This is a genomic window from Mycobacterium sp. E2497 (assembly GCF_001668695.1).
GTDB lineage: Bacteria > Actinomycetota > Actinomycetes > Mycobacteriales > Mycobacteriaceae > Mycobacterium.
The window spans coordinates 22,861-42,615 of the sequence record NZ_LZKD01000219.1 but is presented as its reverse complement, the minus strand read 5'-3'; the positions used below and the strand labels follow the sequence as shown (position 1 = coordinate 42,615).

20 protein-coding genes are annotated in these 19,755 nt (G+C 68.7%); 9 read left to right on the top strand and 11 right to left on the bottom strand.

The genetic code is table 11. The features are described 5' to 3' along the window. Both A5713_RS19920 and A5713_RS19915 read right to left on the bottom strand, forming a co-directional pair. On the bottom strand, positions 1 to 629 hold a 629-nt coding region (locus A5713_RS19920), incomplete at its 3' end, for a class I SAM-dependent methyltransferase (protein ID WP_068098093.1). A 61-nt stretch (positions 630 to 690) separates the two neighbouring features. Further along, positions 691 to 1,590, bottom strand: coding sequence for a class I SAM-dependent methyltransferase (locus tag A5713_RS19915; protein ID WP_068098090.1), 900 nt, complete (start codon positions 1,588 to 1,590; stop codon positions 691 to 693). A 131-nt stretch (positions 1,591 to 1,721) separates the two neighbouring features. Between A5713_RS19915 and A5713_RS19910 the strand changes: the two genes are divergently transcribed. Further along, entirely contained in the window at positions 1,722 to 2,144 is a 423-nt protein-coding gene (locus A5713_RS19910) for a nitroreductase family deazaflavin-dependent oxidoreductase (RefSeq protein ID WP_067926287.1), read from the top strand. A gap of 291 nt (positions 2,145 to 2,435) precedes the next feature. Then, positions 2,436 to 4,001: a SulP family inorganic anion transporter gene (locus A5713_RS19905; RefSeq protein WP_068098089.1), complete on the top strand. Its 1,566-nt coding sequence runs from the start codon at positions 2,436 to 2,438 to the stop codon at positions 3,999 to 4,001. A 3-nt stretch (positions 4,002 to 4,004) separates the two neighbouring features. Here A5713_RS19905 and A5713_RS19900 read toward each other — a convergent pair whose 3' ends face one another. Then, on the bottom strand, positions 4,005 to 4,862 hold the full coding sequence (locus A5713_RS19900) for an LLM class F420-dependent oxidoreductase (protein WP_068098088.1): 858 nt from the start codon (positions 4,860 to 4,862) through the stop codon (positions 4,005 to 4,007). A gap of 200 nt (positions 4,863 to 5,062) precedes the next feature. On the opposite strand from A5713_RS19900, the gene A5713_RS19895 reads away from it, so the two are divergent. Then, the gene (locus tag A5713_RS19895) at positions 5,063 to 6,028 is read left to right on the top strand and encodes a 2-hydroxyacid dehydrogenase (protein WP_068098087.1); all 966 of its coding nucleotides are present in this window, start codon (positions 5,063 to 5,065) and stop codon (positions 6,026 to 6,028) included. Between the two features lie 75 nt (positions 6,029 to 6,103). Further along, complete coding sequence (locus tag A5713_RS19890; RefSeq protein WP_068098086.1) at positions 6,104 to 6,922, top strand: formate/nitrite transporter family protein; 819 nt, start codon at positions 6,104 to 6,106, stop codon at positions 6,920 to 6,922. A gap of 18 nt (positions 6,923 to 6,940) precedes the next feature. Here the strand turns inward: A5713_RS19890 and A5713_RS19885 are convergent, their stop codons facing one another. Then, the gene (locus A5713_RS19885; RefSeq protein WP_068098085.1) at positions 6,941 to 7,873 is read right to left on the bottom strand and encodes an LLM class F420-dependent oxidoreductase; all 933 of its coding nucleotides are present in this window, start codon (positions 7,871 to 7,873) and stop codon (positions 6,941 to 6,943) included. Positions 7,874 to 7,989: 116 nt separating this feature from the next. Between A5713_RS19885 and A5713_RS19880 the strand changes: the two genes are divergently transcribed. Next, positions 7,990 to 8,442, top strand: coding sequence for an ATP-binding protein (locus tag A5713_RS19880; protein ID WP_067926304.1), 453 nt, complete (start codon positions 7,990 to 7,992; stop codon positions 8,440 to 8,442). Positions 8,443 to 8,452: 10 nt separating this feature from the next. On the opposite strand, the gene A5713_RS19875 is transcribed toward A5713_RS19880, so the two are convergent. From A5713_RS19875 to A5713_RS19860, 4 genes are all read right to left on the bottom strand, one after another. Continuing rightward, the gene (locus A5713_RS19875; protein WP_067926307.1) at positions 8,453 to 9,811 is read right to left on the bottom strand and encodes a wax ester/triacylglycerol synthase family O-acyltransferase; all 1,359 of its coding nucleotides are present in this window, start codon (positions 9,809 to 9,811) and stop codon (positions 8,453 to 8,455) included. A 138-nt stretch (positions 9,812 to 9,949) separates the two neighbouring features. Further along, positions 9,950 to 11,896, bottom strand: a complete 1,947-nt coding sequence (malQ, locus tag A5713_RS19870; protein WP_068098084.1) for a 4-alpha-glucanotransferase — start codon at positions 11,894 to 11,896, stop codon at positions 9,950 to 9,952. Between the two features lie 230 nt (positions 11,897 to 12,126). Then, positions 12,127 to 13,455 (bottom strand): MFS transporter, encoded by a 1,329-nt coding sequence (locus tag A5713_RS19865; RefSeq protein ID WP_068098092.1) that lies wholly within the window; start codon positions 13,453 to 13,455, stop codon positions 12,127 to 12,129. A 179-nt stretch (positions 13,456 to 13,634) separates the two neighbouring features. Beyond that, positions 13,635 to 14,228 (bottom strand): hemerythrin domain-containing protein, encoded by a 594-nt coding sequence (locus A5713_RS19860; protein ID WP_067926312.1) that lies wholly within the window; start codon positions 14,226 to 14,228, stop codon positions 13,635 to 13,637. A gap of 180 nt (positions 14,229 to 14,408) precedes the next feature. Here A5713_RS19860 and A5713_RS19855 point away from each other — a divergent pair, with 180 nt between their 5' ends. From A5713_RS19855 to A5713_RS19845, 3 genes are all read left to right on the top strand, one after another. Beyond that, positions 14,409 to 15,293, top strand: a complete 885-nt coding sequence (locus tag A5713_RS19855; protein ID WP_068098083.1) for a cyclopropane mycolic acid synthase family methyltransferase — start codon at positions 14,409 to 14,411, stop codon at positions 15,291 to 15,293. Positions 15,294 to 15,423: 130 nt separating this feature from the next. After that, a complete protein-coding gene (locus tag A5713_RS19850; protein ID WP_068098082.1) occupies positions 15,424 to 15,927 on the top strand; it encodes a hypothetical protein in 504 nt (167 codons plus the stop codon). Positions 15,928 to 16,069: 142 nt separating this feature from the next. Continuing rightward, entirely contained in the window at positions 16,070 to 16,423 is a 354-nt protein-coding gene (locus A5713_RS19845; RefSeq protein WP_067926318.1) for a VOC family protein, read from the top strand. Between the two features lie 9 nt (positions 16,424 to 16,432). On the opposite strand, the gene A5713_RS19840 is transcribed toward A5713_RS19845, so the two are convergent. The 3 genes from A5713_RS19840 to A5713_RS19830 all read right to left on the bottom strand — a co-directional run bounded on the left by A5713_RS19840 (position 16,433) and on the right by A5713_RS19830 (position 18,869). Next, on the bottom strand, positions 16,433 to 16,699 hold the full coding sequence (locus tag A5713_RS19840; protein ID WP_068098081.1) for a YdeI/OmpD-associated family protein: 267 nt from the start codon (positions 16,697 to 16,699) through the stop codon (positions 16,433 to 16,435). Between the two features lie 174 nt (positions 16,700 to 16,873). Continuing rightward, positions 16,874 to 17,764: a hypothetical protein gene (locus A5713_RS19835; protein WP_068098080.1), complete on the bottom strand. Its 891-nt coding sequence runs from the start codon at positions 17,762 to 17,764 to the stop codon at positions 16,874 to 16,876. 73 nt (positions 17,765 to 17,837) lie between these two features. Continuing rightward, positions 17,838 to 18,869, bottom strand: a complete 1,032-nt coding sequence (locus tag A5713_RS19830; protein WP_068098079.1) for an amidohydrolase family protein — start codon at positions 18,867 to 18,869, stop codon at positions 17,838 to 17,840. Between the two features lie 132 nt (positions 18,870 to 19,001). Here A5713_RS19830 and A5713_RS19825 point away from each other — a divergent pair, with 132 nt between their 5' ends. Then, a complete protein-coding gene (locus tag A5713_RS19825; RefSeq protein WP_067926328.1) occupies positions 19,002 to 19,721 on the top strand; it encodes a CoA pyrophosphatase in 720 nt (239 codons plus the stop codon). The last annotated feature ends 34 nt before the right edge of the window (positions 19,722 to 19,755 follow it).

The window sequence follows — 19,755 nt, the reverse complement described above, 5'->3', positions numbered from 1 at the left end:
CGAATGTCGGTGCCGGCGAAGGCCTCGGATCCCTCCAGGGAGCTGTCGGGCACGTTGGCGTGGATGCGTGCCGGCCGGATCTCGTCGATGACCCAGTACTTGGAGACCACGTCGCGCAGCTCCTCCTCGGTCACCGCGTTGATCGGGCTCTCGGCCGGCACGCCCTCACGGTCGAAGACCAGCACGAAATAGGAGGCGCCCGACGCGGCCGCCCGCACGATGGATCGCTGATAGCCCTCGCGTAGCTCGACGGGCATCGAGTGGAAAAGGGTGCTGTCGACGATCGTGCCGAATCGACCGTCGTAACCGTCGAAGGCGCTGATATCCGCGACATCGAAGGTGGCATTGGTAAGGCCACGCCTGGCCGCCTTCTCGCGTGCCAAATTGATGGCGGTGGGCGACTGGTCCAAGCCCACCGTGATGAAGCCGCGCTCGGCGAGGAACAACGACACCGCCGCCTCCCCGCATCCGGCATCGAGCACGTCGCCGTGGAACTTCCCGGCCTCGATCAGCGCGGCGATCTCCGGCTGCGGCTCGCCGATGCTCCACGGCGGGCGGTTGCCCTCGCCCATCTCCGGGGCTTCGCCCCGGTAGGCGGCTTCGAACATTTCGTGAGTCGGTTGAGACATGAAACCTTTGTATCAACCGCACTGATATATGTCAATGGGGTTGATATTGCGAACGGCCGGCTTAGGGCAGCGTGGCGGTCAGGTAACCGGAGTCCTCGCCGAAGGAAGCCAGCTCGTCGTCGGGCACCTCGAACCCGTGGGCGGCGAAGGCCTCCTCGGTGGTCCGGATGTCGACCCGCCAGCCGTGCGCCGCCAGGTATTCGGCGGCGGTGTTGCGATCGCCGGTGTAGAAGAGCTCGGCCAGATTGATGTCGGAGCCCAGGCGTTGCGACCGCTCGGTCAGCTTCTGCGCCCAGTCCGCCGGGATGTTGCGCAGATCCATGTGCTCGGTCGCGATCCGGCTGCCCGGCGCGGACAACGCGACGACGTTGTCGAACAAGCGGTCCTGCGCCTCGGGTGGCAGGTAGACGAGCAGGCCTTCGGCGCTCCACGCCGTCGGCGCGCCGGCGTCGAAGCCGGTCTTGACCAGGGCGGCCGGCCAGTCCTCGCGCAGGTCGATCGCCACCGTGCGGCACTCGGCGGCCGGCGCGGCGCCCAGGTCGGCCAGCACCCGCGTCTTGAACTCGATGACCTCGGGCTGGTCGATCTCGTAGACCACCGTGCCGGCCGGCCAGGACAGGCGGTAGGCACGGGTGTCCAGGCCCGACGCCAGGATGACCGCCTGGCGGACCCCGGATTGCGTTGCCTGCATGAAGAAGTCGTCGAAGTATCGGGTGCGGACCGTGATCTGCTCGTTCACGGCCTCGCGATTCAGCAGGGGATCGTCGGAGCGGTCGATTTCGTTGTCGAGGAGCTTGACGAAGACCTCGCTGCCCACGGCGCGCACGAGTGGATCGGCGAAGGGGTCGTTCAGCAGCGGCTCAGGCCCTTTCGAAGCGATCGCCCGCTGGGCGGCCACCGCCGTTGCGGTCGCTCCGACGCTCGAGGCCAGGTCCCATGTGTCGTTCTCGGTGCGGGCCACTACCCGACTCCTCTCCCTGGTTAGTTAGCTCATTTAAGCGATACGGCCCACTCTACGCGCCCGTCGACGGACCGACGGATCGACGATTTCCGGGGGGATGACTGCGGCGCGGGGACGTGTTGAGATCGGGTATGGCCGACGAGATCGAACTGAGCCCGAGAGACTGGGTGCGCGAGCAGACCGAGCAGATCCTCGAGCAAGGCACGACCGACGGGGTCGAGATCCTGGACCGGCCCGTCGTGCTGGTGACGGTGACCGGAGCGAAGTCCGGCAAGAAGCGGTACGTGCCGATGATGCGCGTCGAAAACGACGGCCGATACGCCATGGTCGCGTCGAAGGGCGGAGCCCCCGCACACCCGTCGTGGTACTTCAACCTCAAAGCCAATCCGGACGTGACGCTGCAGGATGGCGACAAGGTCTTCGCGCTCAGCGCGCGCGAACTCGAGGCGGACGAGCGCGAGCAGTGGTGGCAACGGGCGGTCGAGGCCTATCCGCCCTACGCCGAATATCAGGCGAAGACAGCGAGGCGGATACCGGTCTTCGTCCTGGAGTAATTCGTTGAACCGCAGGTGATTTCGACGTGCGGGCGCGACCCCGCGCCTCATTGCGCCCCCGAGCGCACTGCGCGGCAAAAGATTTGCGTTCGATATGCGCCTGGAAGGTCGGGTTGCGACCCGGTGGGCCGCCCCATACCGTCGACACGCATAGGCACGGCACGCTGAAGCGGGACAACGACGTTCGCGGCGGTGTGGGATCGATTGTGCCCGAGAGCGTTACGCTCCGCTCCTGGTGCGTTACGGGTGGCTACCCGAACGCGCCCCTCATGCAACTCCCAGGGAGGGCCGATGCCACACGCCGGGCGGCCAGCTGAAAACGACACCGAGCGGGCGCAACCGGTTCGAGGCGACCGGTGGCGCGCGGCCATTCAGTACGACCTGCCGGCGTCGTTGGTGGTCTTTCTGGTGGCGCTTCCCTTGTCGCTGGGCATCGCGATCGCGTCCGACGCCCCGGTGCTGTCCGGTTTAATCGCGGCGATCGTCGGCGGCATCGTCGCAGGGCGCCTCGGCGGGTCACCGTTGCAGGTCAGTGGTCCGGCCGCCGGACTCACCGTCGTCGTCGCCGATCTGGTCTCCCAGTTCGGCTGGGCGGTGACATGTTTCATCACCGTCATCGCCGGGGCCCTGCAAGTGATGTTGGGAATCAGCCGAATCGCACGGGCCGCCTTGGCGATCTCACCGGTCGTGGTGCACGCCATGCTGGCCGGCATCGGAATCACAATCGCGCTGCAGCAGGTGCACGTATTGCTCGGCGGCCAATCGCAGAGCTCGGCCTGGACGAACGTCGTCGGCCTGCCCGCCCAAATCGTCGGCGCGCACCGGCCGGGGGTCGTGCTGGGCCTGCTCGTCATCGCCATTCTGATCGCCTGGCGCTGGGCCCCGGCCCGGGTGGCCAAGATCCCCGGCCCACTGGTCGCCATCGTCGCCGTCACCGTCCTCTCGGCCGCGTTGCCGTTCAACGTGTCCCGCATCAGGCTGGAGGGCTCGGTGCTGGAGGCGCTGCAGCTGCCCCAGCTGCCCGAGGGCGACTGGCGGGCGGTCGTGATCGCGGTGATCACCGTCACGCTGATCACCAGCGTTCAAAGCCTGTTGACGGCCGTCTCGATCGACCGCATGCACACCGGGGCGCGCACCGACTTCAACCGCGAGCTGATCGGGCAGGGCGCGGCGAATATGGCGTCGGGCGCGATCGGCGGGCTCCCGATCGCAGGCGTAATCGTGCGCAGCGCGGCGAACGTCAACGCGGGCGCCAAAACTCGCGCCTCGACGATCATGCACGGGGTGTGGGTCCTGCTGTTTGCCGTACCCTTCGCGGGACTGGTCGAACAGATCCCCACCGCGGCGCTCGCGGGGTTGCTCATCGTCATCGGAATCGAGCTGTTGAAGCCGGCTCACATCGAGACCGCCTCGCGCAATGGCGATCTCGCCGTCTATCTGGTGACGATCGTCGGCGTCGTCTTCCTCAATCTGCTGCACGGCGTGCTGATCGGACTCGCCGTGGCGGTCGTCGTCACCGGTTGGCGCGTGGTGCGGGCCAGGGTGGACGCCTCGCCCGTGGATGGCGAATGGCACGTCTTGATCGAAGGCGCATGCACTTTCCTGGCCCTGCCCCGGCTGACGGGCGTGCTCGCGACGATCCCCGATCGCGCCGCGGTCACCATTCACCTGAGGGCAACCTACCTCGATCACGCGGCGCACCAAGCGATCAGCGACTGGCGGTGCCGGCATGGCGCCACCGGCGGAGAGGTCAAGGTCCACGACGGGCCGATGGAACCTTATGGGCGCGTGCGCAAGTCGTCGAAAGCCAACCGCCGCGCGGCCCATCTCAGCCTGGTCGAAGCGGACGCCGGCTAGGCGCTACCGCAGGTCGTCGGCGACCCGTTCCAGCGCGGCGAGGTGGTCGTCGACGGTCGCAAGCCCTGCGTTCATGGTGTTGACCGACAGGTGGGTGGCGCCGGCGGTTCGCCAAGCGGCGATGTCCGCGGACGCCTTGTCCGGGTTGCCGGTCCAGCTGACCCGGCCTTCCATGCCTAGGCTCTCCGCGTCCCGGCCTGCGGCCGCTGCGGCGCGCTGCACCTGTGCGCGCGCGTGGTCCAGACCGGGTCCCGGAGCGGTCATCGGGAACCAGCCGTCGGCGAGCCGCCCCGCGCGTTCCAACCCGCGGTCGGAGGCCGCGCCGATCCACACCGGAATCGGGCGTTGGGTGGGCAGCGGCGCGAGCCCCGCGGCGGTCACCGCGTGGTATTTCCCGTCGAAGGTGACCGATCGTTCGGTCCACAGCCTGCGCAGGAGCTCGATCTGCTCCTCGGAGCGCCTGCCGCGATTGGTGAACGTCTCACCCAGCGCCTCGTATTCGACGGCGTTCCAGCCCAATCCGACACCGAGCCGGAACCTGCCACCGGTCAGCAGGTCAACCTCGGCGGCTTGCTTTGCCACCAGTGCCGTCTGCCGCTGCGGCAGGATGATGACGCCGGTCACGAGCTCCAGCGACGTGAGCGCGGCCAGATAGCCGAACATGACGAACGGCTCGTGAAACGTCGAGTCGATGTCGTAGGGGCCGTCCCAGCCCCGGTGCACGCCCGGGTCGGCGCCCACGACATGGTCATAGGCGAGGATGTGGGTGAATCCGAGCCCTTCGACCGCCTGCCCGTACGCGCGGACCACCGCGGGATCTCCGCCGAGCTCGGTCTGCGGGAACACGACTCCGATGCGCATTCGCGGTGCAACCAAGCCGCCGCGGATTTGCTTCCCGCGCGCGACGAAAAAGTTTGGGACGGTGCCGTCTTCGCGCCTCTCGGCAAGTGGTCGCTCGAAGCGACGGTTCTACAGGTGGTACCCGGGGGAATGTCCGACACCGTCGCGGTGGACAACGACCGCGGGTGCCCGGATATTTCCCCGCGCCCGATGATGGAGGGGTGACGACTGAAAAGATCCCGGGCGCGGTGCGGGTCGGCGCCTTCGAGCGGACGTTCGAAGCCGAGCTGACCGCGCGCTACGACATCACGAAGCTTCCCGACGGCCCCGGGCGGGCCGCCTTCCTGGCCGAGCACGGGCCCGACATCCGGGTGGCGATCACATCGGGGCCGCCCGGCCTCGACGCCGACACGATCGCGGCGCTGCCCAATTTGGAGGTCATCGTCAACAACGGGGCCGGGGTGGACATGATCGATCTGCCCGCGGCGCAGCGCCGCGGAATCGGTGTCAGCAACACTCCCGACGTCCTGTCGGACACCGTGGCCGACACCGCACTGGGCCTGATCCTGATGACCCTGCGCCGTTTCGGCGCCGCGGACCGCTACGTGCGGGCGGGCCGATGGGTGCGCGACGGCCCATTCCCGTACGGCCGTGACGTCAACGGTCTGCAGGTCGGGATCCTCGGCCTGGGCCGGATCGGCTCGGCCATAGCGACCCGTCTGTTCGCATTCGACTGTGCCATCGCGTACCACAATCGCCACCGCATCGACGGGTCGCCGTACCGCTACGCCGACTCGCCGGTAGAGCTGGCCGAGTCGGTCGACGTCCTCGTCGTGGCCACCACGGGCGATCCCCACACTCGCCACCTGGTCGACCGCACCGTCCTCGAGGCGTTGGGGCCGGAGGGTTACCTGATCAACATCGCCCGCGGCAGCGTCGTCGATCAGGACGCGCTCGTGGAGTTGCTGGCCGGCGGAGCCCTGGGCGGGGCGGGGCTGGACGTGTTCGCCGACGAACCCCACGTGCCGGCCGAACTGTTGACGCTGGACAACGTGGTGCTGTTCCCGCACATCGGCAGCGCCACCGGCCGCACCCGCAGGGCGATGGCGCTGCTGGCGATCCGCAACCTGGAGAGTTACCTCGACACGGGCGAACTGGTGACACCTGTCCTTCGACGGCGCAGGTGACGGCGCAACGGCTGGTGTCAGATGTCTCACACCGGATGGCCCGCCCGCCGAATAACGGGTATCTGCCCACCCACCATGAGTGAGACGACCCAGCGCGAGCTCGGACAGACCGACAGCCCGATCGAGGACGAGCTCGAGGATGCCTTCAGCAGGATGCTGAGCGAGGGCACCCAGCGCCTGCACCGGACCTGGCGCGGTGTGCTGGTCACCGGCTTCTTCGGCGGCACCGAGGTGGGGATCGGGGTGCTCGCCTATCTGGCGGTGCTCGACGCCACGCACCGTCCGCTGCTGGCCGGGGTCGCGTTCTCGATCGGCTTCCTGGCCCTGCTGCTGGGGCGCAGTGAGCTGTTCACCGAGGGCTTCATCATCCCCGTGGTCACCGTGGCCGCCAAGCGCGCCAGCCTCCTGCAGCTGCTCAAACTGTGGGGCGGCACCATGTTCGCCAACCTCGTGGGGGGCTGGGTGATCATGTGGCTGATCATGACCGGGTTTCCCGAACTGCACGCACAGACCATCGAATCCGGCACCCACTTCGCCACCGCGCCGCTGTCGGGTCAGAGCATGGCGCTGGCCGTTCTCGGCGGCATGGTCATCACGCTGATGACCCGGATGCAACACGGCACGGACTCCGTGCCCGCTAAGATCGCCGCCGCCGTCGCCGCCGCCTTCCTGCTCGCCGGCCTGCGGCTGTTCCATTCGATCCTTGATTCGCTGTTGATCTTCGGCGCGCTGGCCACCGGCCACGCACCGTTCGGCTACCTGACCTGGCTGGGCTGGTTCGCCTATACCGTGGTGGGCAACATGATCGGCGGCCTGCTGTTCGTGACGTTGCTGCGGTTGCTGCGCAGCAAGGACCGGCTCGAGGAGGAACGCGCCGAGGCCGAGTCCTCGTGACGAGCTCACCCGTGCGCGTCAAAGCAGTTGCGGCATAACCTCGCTCGCCACCAACTCCAGATGCGCCAGATCGGACAGATCAAGCAACTGGGTGTACACGCGCTGCACGCCGATCTGTTTCCAGGCGCCCAGGTTGTCGACGATCTCGGCGGGCGTGCCGACGAGCGGGCTGTTGCCGCGTAACTCGTCGAGGTCACGCCCGATCGCGGCGGCCCGGCGGGTCACCTGCTTGTCGTTACGCCCAGCGCACAGCACGAAGGCGCTCGAGTAGACCATCGAGTCGGCCGGCCTGACGGCCGCGGCGACCGCCTCCGCCACGCGTTGATACTGCTTCTCCGCCACGCCTATCGGCGCGAACGGAACGTTGAACTCGGCCGCGTACTTCGCCGCCAGCCGCGGCGTCCGCTGGGCGCCGAGGCCGCCGATGACGATCGGTGGGTGCGGGCGTTGCGTCGGCTTGGGCAGCGCCGGTGACCCGGCGATGGTGTAGTACTCGCCGGCGTAGTCGAAGGTCTCACCGGGCTCGGTCGCCCACAGGCCGGTCACGATGGCCAGCTGTTCGCTGAGCCGGTCGAACCGCTCGCGCAGCGGGGGAAACGGAATCCCGTACGCCTGATGCTCCTTCTCGAACCAGCCGCTGCCCAGGCCGAATTCGACGCGCCCTGAGCTCATCTCGTCCACCTGGGCCACCGCGATGGCCAGCGGACCCGGATAACGGAACGTTGCGGACGTCACCAGGGTGCCCAGCCGGATGCTCGATGTCTCCCGCGCGATCGCACCCAGGGTCACCCAGGAATCGGTGGGGCCCGGCAGGCCGTCGCCGCTCATCGCCAGATAGTGGTCGGACCGGAAGAACGCCGCGAAACCCAGCTGTTCGGCGGTCTGGGCAACCGCGACCTGATCGGCGTAGCGGGCGCCCTGCTGCGGCTCGATGAATGCTCGGAATTCCATAGGATCCCTCTGTATATCGTTGTACGGCAAGCCGATTCCCAATGTGTATCCGCCTGTGGCCAAAGCGAGACGGCCAACAAGTTAACACCACGCCCGCAACTGGGTATGCCCTTAGCATGACCTCACTACTTCCACCCACGGTCGTGACGCCCGCGCGGCTGACCTGCGCCGGTGCCGCTGACGCCGTTACGGCGGCCGAACTTCGCCGCGCCCTGCGCCGGTGGCTTCAGGACGTGACTGAGGCCCCCGCGGAGGTACGCGACGACATCATTCTGGGCGTCAACGAGGCCTTGGCCAACTGTGTCGAGCACGCCTACCGGACCCACCGCGCGGCGGGCACCATGAAACTGCAGGCAAGCCACGATCCCGCCGCCCAGTCGATCAGCGTGTGTGTCAGCGACCGCGGATCCTGGCACCACCCCTCGCCGCAGCGCCTCAGCGATCCCCACCGATCCCGCGGCATCATGCTGATGCACGCGCTCGCCGACCACTGCACCATCAATGCCCGTCCCAACGGCACCACGGTGTGCCTGGACTACACCACCAGGCCCCAGGCGGAGGCGTCCTAGGCCCCATCCGCTACACGCCGACGGCGCGTTCCAGGTCCTTCAGCGACGTCTCCAAGTGGCCCAGCAGCCGCTGCAGGTGCGGGACGCTGCGGCGGCAGCCCACCAGGCCGAAGTCGAGGTTGTCGGCATTGTTGGTCACGGTGATGTTGACCGCCTGGCCGTCGAGCGGGATGGACAGGGGGTAGTTTCCGTCCAGACGCGCGCCACGCCAGTACAGCGGCTCGGAGGGGCCGGTCGACACGTTGGAGATGACGATGTTGAACGGCGGTGACGCCGCCGACAGGTAGCCGGGGATCAGCCCGAAGAACAGGCCACCGATGTTGAATGCCGACAGGGCCAGTTGCTGAACCGGGGGCAACTGCTGGAACACCTCTTTGGTGTCGCGAATCGAGGTGCTGATGATCTCGAGACGCCGCGCCGGGTCGTCGAGATCCGTTGCCAAGTTGCACAAGAACGTGCCGACCTGGTTGCCCCCGCGGTCGTCGTCGGCCTTGCGGAGATTGACCGGCACCATCGCGGTCAGGGGGGCGTCCGGGAGTGCGCTCTGCTCGAGGAGGTAGGCGCGCAGGGCCCCGGCGCACATGGCGAGCACCACGTCGTTGATCGTCACTTCGGCCGCGGACTTGACCGCTTTGATCCGGTCCAGCGACCACGACTGTGCGGCCACCCGCCGGGCGCCGCCGATCCGGACGTTGAACATGCTTCGCGGCGCGCGGAACGGCAGCGTGAGTTGTTGCTCGAGGAGTGCGGCCCGCGCCAGCTTCAGCGTGGACGGCGCCAGGGCGAGCGCCGAACCGGCGGCGCCCCCGGCACGCCCGAGCAGCGACCGGCGCTTGTGCCCCCCGCTTCGCTTGCGCGGCCGGAGGGTCCACGGGACGCGCACTTCGTCGTCGTGCGGGTCGGGAGTGAAGGCGCGCTGCACCAGCCGCATCGCGGACACGCCGTCCATGAGGGAGTGGTGGTACTTGGTGTAAACCGCGTACCGGCCGTCCTGCAGTCCCTCGACCAGGTGGGCCTCCCACAGCGGGCGGTGCCGGTCGAGCAGGCTGCCGTGCAGCCGGGACGCCAGTTCCAGCAGGTCGCGGACCCGGCCCGGCTCGGGGAGGGCCGAGCGGCGCAGGTGGTAGTCGAGCTCGACGTCGTTGTCGAACGACCACGCGAGGTTGGTCAGACCGCCGAAGAAGGCAGGGTGCTTGCGGAACGTCGGTTGCACGTCCGTGCACTCGACCATGGCCTGGTAAGACTCGCGGACGAAATGGGGCCCGGCGTCCTCGGGCGGCTCGAAGAGTTGCAGCGATCCCACGTGCATCGGGTGTTCGCGCGACTCGCCGATGAGAAACAGCGCATCGGTCGGCGATATCGGTTCCATGGTCAACCCCGTTCTTTCGTTGCACCGTCCGCGCGGTACACGCCCATGTCGTAGTAGCCGCAGCGCGCGTTTGCTAATCGCGAATCACGACCCGATTCCGGCGGTGGGCCGAAGCGCTTGCGGCCGCGGCCGTTTGGCCTACTGCGACTCGCGGAAGGCGGCGGTGATCTCGGCGACCCGGGGGTCGGCCCGCAGTTCCTCGAGAGTTGCCGGCAGCGGAAGCCGCCAGTTCGGATACTCGTCGATGGTTCCCGGCAAGTTGGGCTGGCGGGGTTCGGCCAGCACGTCGTACGGCGAAATCAACTTCAGGCGGCTGGGGGTCGCCGCCAGCAATCGGTGCATCGCGGTGATGATCGCGGCCTCGTCCGGATCGGTGCCCGTCAGGAGCCCCTCGGCGCGCAGCAGCTGCAGCCACTCGGCCCGTTCCTTGTCGGCCACCGACTGTTCGCCCGCCACGTCGTCGAGCAGGCCGAGGTCGGCGCGGGCGCGCACGTGTTCGCCGCGCAGAAATCCGGCCGCCGTGGGCAGGTCGTGGGTGGACAGGCTGGCCGCCGCCCGCGACGGCCACCTCGCCGGCGGAAGCAGGGGCTCGTCGGGCGCGGACTGGTCGCGGGTGAACCAGGACACCGCGCACCCGAGCATCTCGTTGTCGGCCAGCGCCTGGGTCACCTCCGGTTCGACGGTGCCGAGGTCCTCGCCGACGACGGTGGTCCCAGCCCGGTGCGCCTCCAGCGCCAGGACCGCCAGCATGACGTCGGCGTCGTAGTGCACGTAGGTGCCGCGATCCGGGCCGTCGCCCGGGGGAATCCACCACAGCCGCCACAGCCCGGCCACATGGTCGATCCGGAGACCGTCGGCGTGGCCGAGCACCGCGCGCAGCATGTCCCGCAGCGCGGCATAGCCGGTGGCGGCGAGGCGGTCCGGCCGCCACGGCGGCAGTCCCCAATCCTGTCCCCGCGGGGTGAAGTTGTCCGGCGGAGCCCCGACGCTGACCCCCGCGGCGAGCACGTCGGCCAACGCCCACGCGTCGGCGCCGTTCGCGTCCACACCGACCGGCAGGTCGTGCAGGACGCCGAGCGCCATGCCCGCGTTCCGTGCGGCGTTGCGCACCGCGGTGAGCTGCTCGTCGCAGCGTTGCTGCACCCAGGTATGGAACGCCACCCGCGGCGCCAGCTCATGGCGGGCCGCCACCACCGCCGGCCCGGCGACGTCACGCAACGGCGCGGGCCAGCAGGTCCACCGGCCGCCGTGGCGCTCGGCCAGCGCGCAGTACGTGGCCCAATCCCGCAGCCCCGTCCCGGCGACCGATTCGTCCAGTGGGCTGGGGCGGCCTTCGGCGCGCCACAGCAACTCCAGGGCCGACCGTTTGGCCGCCCACACCAGGTCATAGTCGATGCGCTCGGTGGTCGCCGAGACCCGGAGCGCGTCCACCTCCGCACGGGTGTCCGAATCGGCCCGGCGGTAGGCGTCGAGGTCCTCGACCCGTAAGGCCAGCGGGTTGGCGAACCGCCGGCTCGACGGGGTGTAGGGGGACGGCTGCACCGGATGCGTCGGTCCGGGGGCGCTGAGCGGGTTGAGCAGTACCGCGCCTGCCCCGTGCTCGGAGGCCGTCCACTCGACGAACTCCCGCAGGTCGCCCAGGTCACCCACGCCCCAGGACCGCGCCGACCGCAACCCGTAGAGCTGCAGCATCCAGCCCCAGGTGGCCGGCGTCGGCGGCACCCGCGGCGGCGCGGCCACCAGGGTGGCTTCCTGGCCGTCGCTCAGGTGCAGCCGATACCAGCCCGCGGCCAGGTCACAGGGCAGCTCGTCGTGCACCTCGATTTGGTCGCCGTCCTCGGCCACCAGCAGGGCGGCCCGGGGCAGCGGCCGGCGACGCCCGTCCACCCGTACCGCCACCGTCGGCGCCAGGGCGCCGGCGCGGTCCCGCTCGGCCAGTCGGGCCAACTCGCGGCGCCGGTCGGCTTCGGTCGCGGCGTCGACGTCGAGCAGGCCGAGCACCCGGATGACGACGTCGGCGTCGACCTCCACCGGCTCTCGCCGCTCATTTCGGTAGGAGGTCGCCACCCCGTGTGCCGCGGCCAACCGGCGAAGGTCATCGGGGACCGGTTTGGGCTGGGCCGTCAACGCGACGGCCCGGGTGGGGCGCCTGCGGGGGCGGTGGGGCGGCGGCGTTGCTGGAGCACACCGCCTATATACCCAGGCCGGCGATTCTCACACGCGGCCGTCGAAAACCGTTTCGTGGCAGTGGCTTTCACCTATCGGCTACGAAACAGGCGCGTGGTCAACGGGTTTGAGGTGTCTGAGCGGGCCGGCTACCTGACGTCGTCGGCCAGCTCGCGGGCCTCCCGCTCGCTTTCCACCGCGGGCCCGGACCCGGGCAGCGGTTTCCCGGCCACCTCCGGGGTGAACAGCAGCGTGACGGCGCCCACCAGGCCGCCGACGATCAGCATGTAGGCGGGCGCCATGACGTTGCCGGTACCCGACACCAGCGCCTGGGCGATCAGCGGCGTGGTGCCGCCCACGGCCGATATCGAGATGTTGTACGAGATGGCCAGCGCCCCGTAGCGCACGTTGGTGGGAAAAAGCGCAGGCAGCATCGCGGGTGCTGTGCTGTCGAAGCACAGCTCCATCAATCCGATCAGCAGCACGCCGAGGAAGATCACCGGGTAGATGCTGCCGAATCGGATGAGCAGGAACGCGGGAATGGAACCCACGACCAGCAGCGCGCAGCCGGTCCACATGATCGGTTTGACGCCGATGCGGTCGGACAACGCGGCGACCAGCACCACGGTGACCATCAGGATCGCCAGCGTCACCACGATCATCACCAGCCCGGCGGTGTGACCGACGCGCACGAACAGTTTCAGGTAGGTCGGCAGGTAGCCGGTCAGCATGAAGTCGGCCACCTGTGAGGTCAGCACCAGCGCGGCGCAGATCAGCAGGCCGCGCCACTGGTCGACGACCGTGCGCCGAAACTGCTGCCGGCCGCTCTCGGGCGGGTGCCCGGCGTCCGTCGCCGTTTCGTACGCGGAGGACTCCTCGAGCCGCAGCCGCAGGAACAGCGCGAACAGGCCGAACGGCAGGCCCAGCAGCAGCGGAATGCGCCAGCCGTACGTCAGCATGTCGTTCTCGGGCAGCCAGGTCTGCAGCCCGGTCACCAGCATCCCGGCGAGCACGAACCCGACCAGATTGCCCATCGGCAAAAACCCGACCATCATGCCGCGTTTGTGGTCGGGGGCCTGCTCGACCAGGTAGGTCATCGCGCCGACGTACTCGCCGCCGGTCGACAGGCCCTGAAAGATGCGGGCGATGACGAGCAGGATCGGTGCCCAGATGCCGATGGCGCTGTAACCGGGCAGCAGGCCCGTCACGGTGGTGCTCACGGTCATCATCAGGATGGTGACGACGAGCACCCGGTGCCGTCCGATGCGGTCGCCGAGCGGGCCGAAGATGAACCCGCCGAGCGGGCGCACCACGAAGGCTGCCGCCAGGGTGCCGAAGGTCGCGATGAGGTGGACGCCGCTGACGCTCTTACCGGGAAAGAACACCTGGGCGATGGTGGTGGCGATGTAGCCGTAGACGCCGAAGTCGTACCACTCCATGAAGTTGCCGATGGCGGTCCCCATGATGGTCTGGCGCATGGCCGGGTCGGCGACCCGGATCTCTTTGCGTGCCCATTTCCTCCGGCGGCCCTGTGCACTCATCGACGAATTGCGTACCCAGAAGTTGCGCGGGCCGAACAAATCTCACTCCCAACCGGCTCTATCGTCTTCATCGACCGGTGGCCGATGGTAGCGACCCGGGCCGGGTGCGCGAGAACTCACTGACCTTTCAGGCTGCCGATGCGAAGCGAGAAATCCTGCGGCGCAGACCGTTCCTGCGGCGCGGACTGCGCGGTGGCCTCGACGTCTTCGACATAGCGTTGGGGGTCACGGTCGACGATCGGCAACCCTTCGGTGGTGGGATGTTCGGCCATGAAATCGCTGTATTGCCGCCCCAGCGCTTCGCGGAGGCCGATGGGGGCGGTCCGACGGAAGTCCGACAGCCCTTCTCGCTCCTCTTCCCCCATGTGGTCGTCGTTGGCCTCGCGGGTGCGTCCGACCGCGGCCCACCACTGTTCGGTGCCGACCTGGGCGGCGTCGGCGTCGCGCACTCCGTCGCGGATGTCGTTGTGGTCCCCGATGGCGTCGAGCGTCTCGCCTTCGGCCTCGTCGGAGCCGCGCCTGAGCAACTGCGGATAGAAGATCTTCTCTTCGACGTAGGCGTGGACGTCCAGCTTGTCGGCGAGGGGACGCCACACCCGCGCCAGCGCGGCCTGGTCCGACGGTGTCTGCGCCTGCAGGTAATCCAGCTTGGCGAACTGTTCGCGGAACCACTCGTGGTCGGCGAGGATCAACATGGTGATGTCGGCCATTGCGACGGCCCACCTCCTCACCGTTACGGTTCGCGGCCATGGTGTCCCATGGCGGCGGAACCAGTCAACCGGGGAACGCGCCGGCGGGGCGGCGCACACCGTGCGGATACACTGGGTCACCAGCGTGGCGATCGACAGCGATCGCACGCCGCTGAGCCCCACCGATGTCAGAGGTTGTTTGTGCCGGAAAACCGCAGTGAGCCCACAAGCCTGAAGCCGCATTTCGAGGACGTTCAGGCGCACTACGACCTGTCCGACGACTTCTTCGCGCTCTTCTTGGACCCCACGCGGACCTACAGCTGCGCCTACTTCGAACGCGACGACATGACCCTCGAAGCGGCGCAGTTGGCGAAGGTCGACCTGTCGCTGGGCAAGCTCGGGCTACAAGCGGGTCAGACGCTGCTCGACATCGGCTGCGGCTGGGGCACCACCATCGTCCGGGCGCTCGAGCGCTATGACGTCAACGTCGTCGGCCTGACCCTGAGCCGCAACCAGCAGGCACACGTGCAGCAGCGTTTGGACCAGCACCCCAGCCCGCGCAGCAAGCGGGTGCTGCTGCAGGGCTGGGAGCAGTTCGACGAAAAGGTGGACCGGATCGTGTCCATCGGCGCCTTCGAGCACTTCGGTCGGGACCGCTACCCCGACTTCTTCAAGATGGCCTACGAGGCGCTGCCCGCCGACGGGGTGATGATGCTGCACACCATCATCAAGCCCAGCGACGAGGAATTCGCCGAGCGCGGGCTGCCCATCACCATGACGAAACTGCGGTTCATGAAATTCATCATGGATGAGATCTTCCCGGGCGGTGACCTGCCGCAAGCTAAGAACGTCGTCGAGCACGCCGAGCGGGCCGGCTTCGGCCTGGGTCTGTACCAGCCGCTGCGCCTGCACTACGCACGCACCCTCGACACCTGGGCGGCCGCGCTCGAGTCCCGCCGCGACGAGGCCATCGCGATCCAGTCCCAAGAGGTCTACGACCGGTACATGAAGTACCTGACCGGTTGCGCCGACCTCTTCCGCGAGGGCTACACCGACGTCGCGCAGTTCACCCTCGTCAAGGGCTGACCATCCGGACGCGCCGGCGCGGGACCCGGATCGGTTTATCGGCGCCGGACCCGGGGTAAAACCACGAGCAACAACCTGACTCGGTACGCACCGACTTTCCTCGGCGCGAAACCGCAGGGAAGGATTGATCGTGAGTGCCAAGCATCGAATGACCGCGACGCCGCAGCAAAGACCGTCAGCTGATCTGGCCGCGCGCCGGCGGTCGGCCGTGGTAGGCCTCTGTGACGTCGTATCGGCCTCGATGGTGTGTGCGGCGGCGTGTGCGGTCCTGGTGCTCAACGCGTCCCACGACGAGAAGCGCACTGTAGAGGCGAGCCAGGAGCCGCCGGCCGCATCCCAGCCCGTGCGGCAGGAGGGCACGGTGATCGCCGTGTCGGAGGGCTCGGTCACCGCGCGCAGCGCGAACGGCTACACCCAGACCTATCGCGTCACCCCCAACACCACACTCATCGCTCACGGCCAACCCGGCAGCGCCGCACCGCATTTCACCGTCAACGACCACGTCGAAATCGTCGGAACCATTCAGGACGGCACCGCCCTGGCCACCGCGGTGGCCGACCGCGACGCCGGGCACGGGGACGGACCGCCGATGGATTACCTTGACGGGCAGGTCGTTCCGGCCGGCCACACCTGACACTCGGCCGCCGCGGGGGCCGAATTCGTCAACGACGCTGCCGCGCAACGTGTCCAGCGCGCGGCGCATTCCACTGCCGCCCCCTTCTCCTGGCGGGTTGCGCGGCCTAGTCTGTATGCCATCCAGCGCCGGAGGAGGCCCCGTGAGCGACCACGAAGTGAAGATGATCGTCCTGTCGACCGATGACCTCGACGAGTCGATCCGGTTCTACAGCGAGACCCTGGGCATGCCGCTGAAGTTCCGCGACGGAGCGCACTTCGCCGCCCTCGACGGCGGCCCGGTCACGCTCGCGCTGGCGACGTCCGTGGACCATCCCATACCGGGTCAGGTCGTCGTCGGTATCAAGACCGCCGACGTCGACGCCGCGGCCAAGGCGGTGGAGGCCAGCGGCGGCGGCATCGTCAAAGCCCCCTACGACGACGCGCACGAACGCCGCGCCGTGGTCTACGACAACAAGGGCAACGGCCTGGTGTTCTACAAGTCGCTGGGCCGCTGACCAGCGAACTCATTTGCCGGTGCGCTCGCGGTGCTTGCACCCCGGCCAGCAGCACGGCCGGCGCTTGCCCTCTTCCAGCTCCTCCTGGGTCCGGCGAATGCGGCGCCGCCTGGTCGCCTCCTGCTTGGCGTCCTCTACCCAGCAGATGAACTCGTTGCGGGCCAACGGTGTGATGTCGTTCCACGCGGCGAGCGCCGCGGCGTTGGCGATCAGCGACTCGCGCAGGTCCGCGGGAAGCTCGTGTACGACTCCGCCGGGTACCCGCTGACTGGTCATCGAGCTAGGCTAACCCGCCGCTGAGGTTCGACGGTGATGCCGGCGGTCACGCCGGCGAGGCTCGGTCGAGCCGTTGTCGACGGCGATGATGCGCGGCTCCTCCGGCAAGCCGGGCAGCCGGCGCAGCGTCCGACCGGGTTCAGCGTGGCAATCAGGCGGGCTCGCCGGCGGCGGCTAGGAAGTCAAATGCGCGCTGTCGTCGTGCAACTCGTCGCGGCGCAGGGTCATCGGAGTGAGGTCCGGGACATCGCCCCCGGCGACCACGGCACGGGTGATCGGGGTGAGCGTGCGGAACAGCGTTTCCACCTCGTCGTCGGTGAGCGCGTCGAGCGCCGACAGGGAAAGCGCATCGGTGGACCGTTCGATGTGCTCTTTCAGTTCGCGGCCGGCCGCGGTGAGCGAGCCGCCGTCACCGAGCAGTCCTCGCTCGGCCAGGCGCCGCTCGTGGTGCGCCCACGCGGCCTCGTCGTAATCGCGGGTGCGCGCGATGTACTCGCGGGGCACCCCGCCCGCGGCGGCATGCAGGACGTTGGATTCCCGGCCCGAGATGCCGGCGGCGGCCAGCACCGCCACGTGCCCGTCGCCGCGGTGCTCGCGCAACAGCGTCGTCGCGTGCCATAGCGCGGCCAGCGGATCCTCCGGCCAGGGCAGCGCCAGGTTCGCGGCGAACAGCGGACGGCCGTCGAGCGGCGCCTGCCGTGCCGCCTTCCCCGCCAAATCCGCTGCCGTTCGGACGTTTTGGTCCGCGTCCAGTCCGTAGCGGCGCAGCGCGGCGACGGCGGACTCCTGCCGGGCGCGCAACGCCGCGTCGGGGCCGGCGACCTGCCAGGCCGCCGGCAGCGCCTTGGCGACCCGTTCGGGGGCGAAGTTGTAGAAGACGGCGGTGACCACCTCGCGCGGCACCATGCCCAGCGGTGCCGACCGGGCCGCGAAGTAGCCCATCCAGAAGCCGCGGTAGCCCAACCCGTCCAGCGCCGCACGCGCCTCCGGCGCGAAATATGTCACCGCATGCACCGGCTCGAACCTGTCGAAGAAGCGCCGCGCCAGCACCGGTTCTCTTTGCACCGTCGCAGTTAATCACACGGGCCGGATCGGGCGGCCCCGCTGTGACGGACGGCCCGCCGAATCACCCGGTGGCTCAGAGCCTCAGCAGGCGCTCGGCGTTGCGGTGGGCAATCTTTTCCCGATCGACTTCGCTGATGGGCATCCGATCGAGAAACTGCCGGCAGGCGTTGATGTTTCCGTAAGGGTAGTCGGCCGTGAACACGACCCGGTCGATCCCGATGACGTTCACCATCGCGAGGTAGGCGTTGAACGACAGACTCCAACTGGGATCCATCGCACCGGGTTCCTGGGTGAAGAAGTCGCCGGCGAGTATGCCGCCGTAGAAGTTCTCCCGAAGGTATTCCTTCACGGTGCGCTTGAGGCCGGTCACCTCTGGCGTGAACGAGTAGTCGGTGCGCCATCCCATCCAGCTCAGCGCCTCGAAGTGGTGGCCGACGATGATCTGCAGCCGGGGGAACCGGTCGAACACCCCGCCCAGGATCAGCCGCAGGCAGTGCACACCCGTATCGAGATGCCAGCCCACCCCTGCGCCGGCCAACCGGGCCGACACTTTCGGGTCAAAGCCCGCGTAGTAAGCGTCGATGACCGGCTGCGGAGGCATCGTGGGATGCAAAAAGATTGGCACGCCCAGTGTTTCGGCGGATTCGAAAACCGGCCAGAAGAAGGTGTCGTCGAGATAGCGGCCGTTGATGTGACCGTTGATCAGGGCACCCACGAAGCCATGATCACGGACGGTGCGTTCGAGCTCGGCGGCGGCCGCCGCCGGGTCGCGCATCGGCAGGGCGGCGAAGCCGCGGAACCGGTCCGGGTGCCGGCCGATGGCGGCCACCACCGCGTCGTTGGCCCGGCGGGCCAGCTCGGCGGCCCTCGCGGGTTCCAGCGTCTCGGGGCCGGGGACGGAGTGCGAGAGGATCTGCATGTCGACGCCCGCGGCGTCCATCGCGGCGACCCGGCCCTCGCCCAGGTCGTTGATGCCCGGCGGCCATTCCCCTTCGGCCCCCGGTGAGCCGTAACCCGCCTCCTTCAGCAGTCCGGTCGCCGCGTTCTGGTGTTCTTCGCCTATCGCCGGGAGCTTGTAGTGCTCTTCGAAACCGATGACCTTCATTCGTCTCCTCTCATCCATGCACACCTACGACACCGGGCCGCGGAGCGTTCACCGGGGTACCCGGCCGGGACGGGGTTTGTCATTCCGGCGGCAGTCCGTGGGGTGCCGGAGACACCCGCATAGTCTCGAACCGTGACGATCCCGTACGACGAGGCGCTGCGCGAGCGGATCAGGGACCACCTGGCGGCCCACGGCCGTCGCGAGGTGACCGACCCGACGAGGCGGCACGCGGCGGTCGCCGTGGTGCTGGTCGACTCGACCCCCGGCGAGGACCGGGTGGATCCGGCGCCGGTGGACGAGTGGATCGGTGGCCGCCCGATGCCGGAACCCGGCCTTGACGGCAGGATGGTCGGCGTATCCGGCGGTGCGGCGTTTCTATTGTGCCGCAGGGCGTCTCGCCTGAATTCTCACGCCGCGCAATGGGCGCTGCCCGGTGGCCGGCTCGATCCGGGGGAGACCGCGGTGGACGCGGCGCTGCGGGAAATGCGCGAGGAGGTCGACATCGACCTGCCGGGCTCGACCGTGCTCGGCCTGATGGACGACTACCCGACCCGGTCCGGGTACGTCATCACGCCGGTCGTGATCTGGGGCGGCGGTCGCCTGGATCCCCGGCCGGCGCCCGACGAGGTGGTGGCGGTATACCGGGTGGGGTTACACCAGCTGCAGCGCGACGATTCCCCGCGATTCATCTCGATCCCGGAGAGCCCCCGCCCGGTGGTGCAGATCCCGTTGGGCAACGACCTGATTCACGCCCCCACGGGTGCCGTGCTGCTGCAGCTGCGGTGGTGGTGTCTGGAGGGTCGTCACGACCCGGTCGACGAGCTGGAGCAACCGGTCTTCGCGTGGAGGTAGCCCTCGGCGGGCTGCGGCACCACCCGGTGCTCTC

Excerpts from the sequence above, each read along its gene's own strand:
- A5713_RS19885 (WP_068098085.1), bottom strand. The coding sequence starts at position 7,873 with ATGGAATTCCGAGCATTCATCGAGCCGCAGCAGGGCGCCCGCTACGCC.
- A5713_RS19830 (WP_068098079.1), bottom strand. The coding sequence starts at position 18,869 with ATGAAGGTCATCGGTTTCGAAGAGCACTACAAGCTCCCGGCGATAGGC.
- A5713_RS19880 (WP_067926304.1), top strand. The coding sequence starts at position 7,990 with ATGACCTCACTACTTCCACCCACGGTCGTGACGCCCGCGCGGCTGACC.
- A5713_RS19890 (WP_068098086.1), top strand. The coding sequence starts at position 6,104 with ATGAGTGAGACGACCCAGCGCGAGCTCGGACAGACCGACAGCCCGATC.
- A5713_RS19905 (WP_068098089.1), top strand. The coding sequence starts at position 2,436 with ATGCCACACGCCGGGCGGCCAGCTGAAAACGACACCGAGCGGGCGCAA.
- A5713_RS19860 (WP_067926312.1), bottom strand. The coding sequence starts at position 14,228 with ATGGCCGACATCACCATGTTGATCCTCGCCGACCACGAGTGGTTCCGC.
- A5713_RS19910 (WP_067926287.1), top strand. The coding sequence starts at position 1,722 with ATGGCCGACGAGATCGAACTGAGCCCGAGAGACTGGGTGCGCGAGCAG.
- A5713_RS19865 (WP_068098092.1), bottom strand. The coding sequence starts at position 13,455 with ATGCGCCAGACCATCATGGGGACCGCCATCGGCAACTTCATGGAGTGG.
- A5713_RS19840 (WP_068098081.1), bottom strand. The coding sequence starts at position 16,699 with ATGACCAGTCAGCGGGTACCCGGCGGAGTCGTACACGAGCTTCCCGCG.
- A5713_RS19875 (WP_067926307.1), bottom strand. The coding sequence starts at position 9,811 with ATGGAACCGATATCGCCGACCGATGCGCTGTTTCTCATCGGCGAGTCG.
- A5713_RS19900 (WP_068098088.1), bottom strand. The coding sequence starts at position 4,862 with ATGCGCATCGGAGTCGTGTTCCCGCAGACCGAGCTCGGCGGAGATCCC.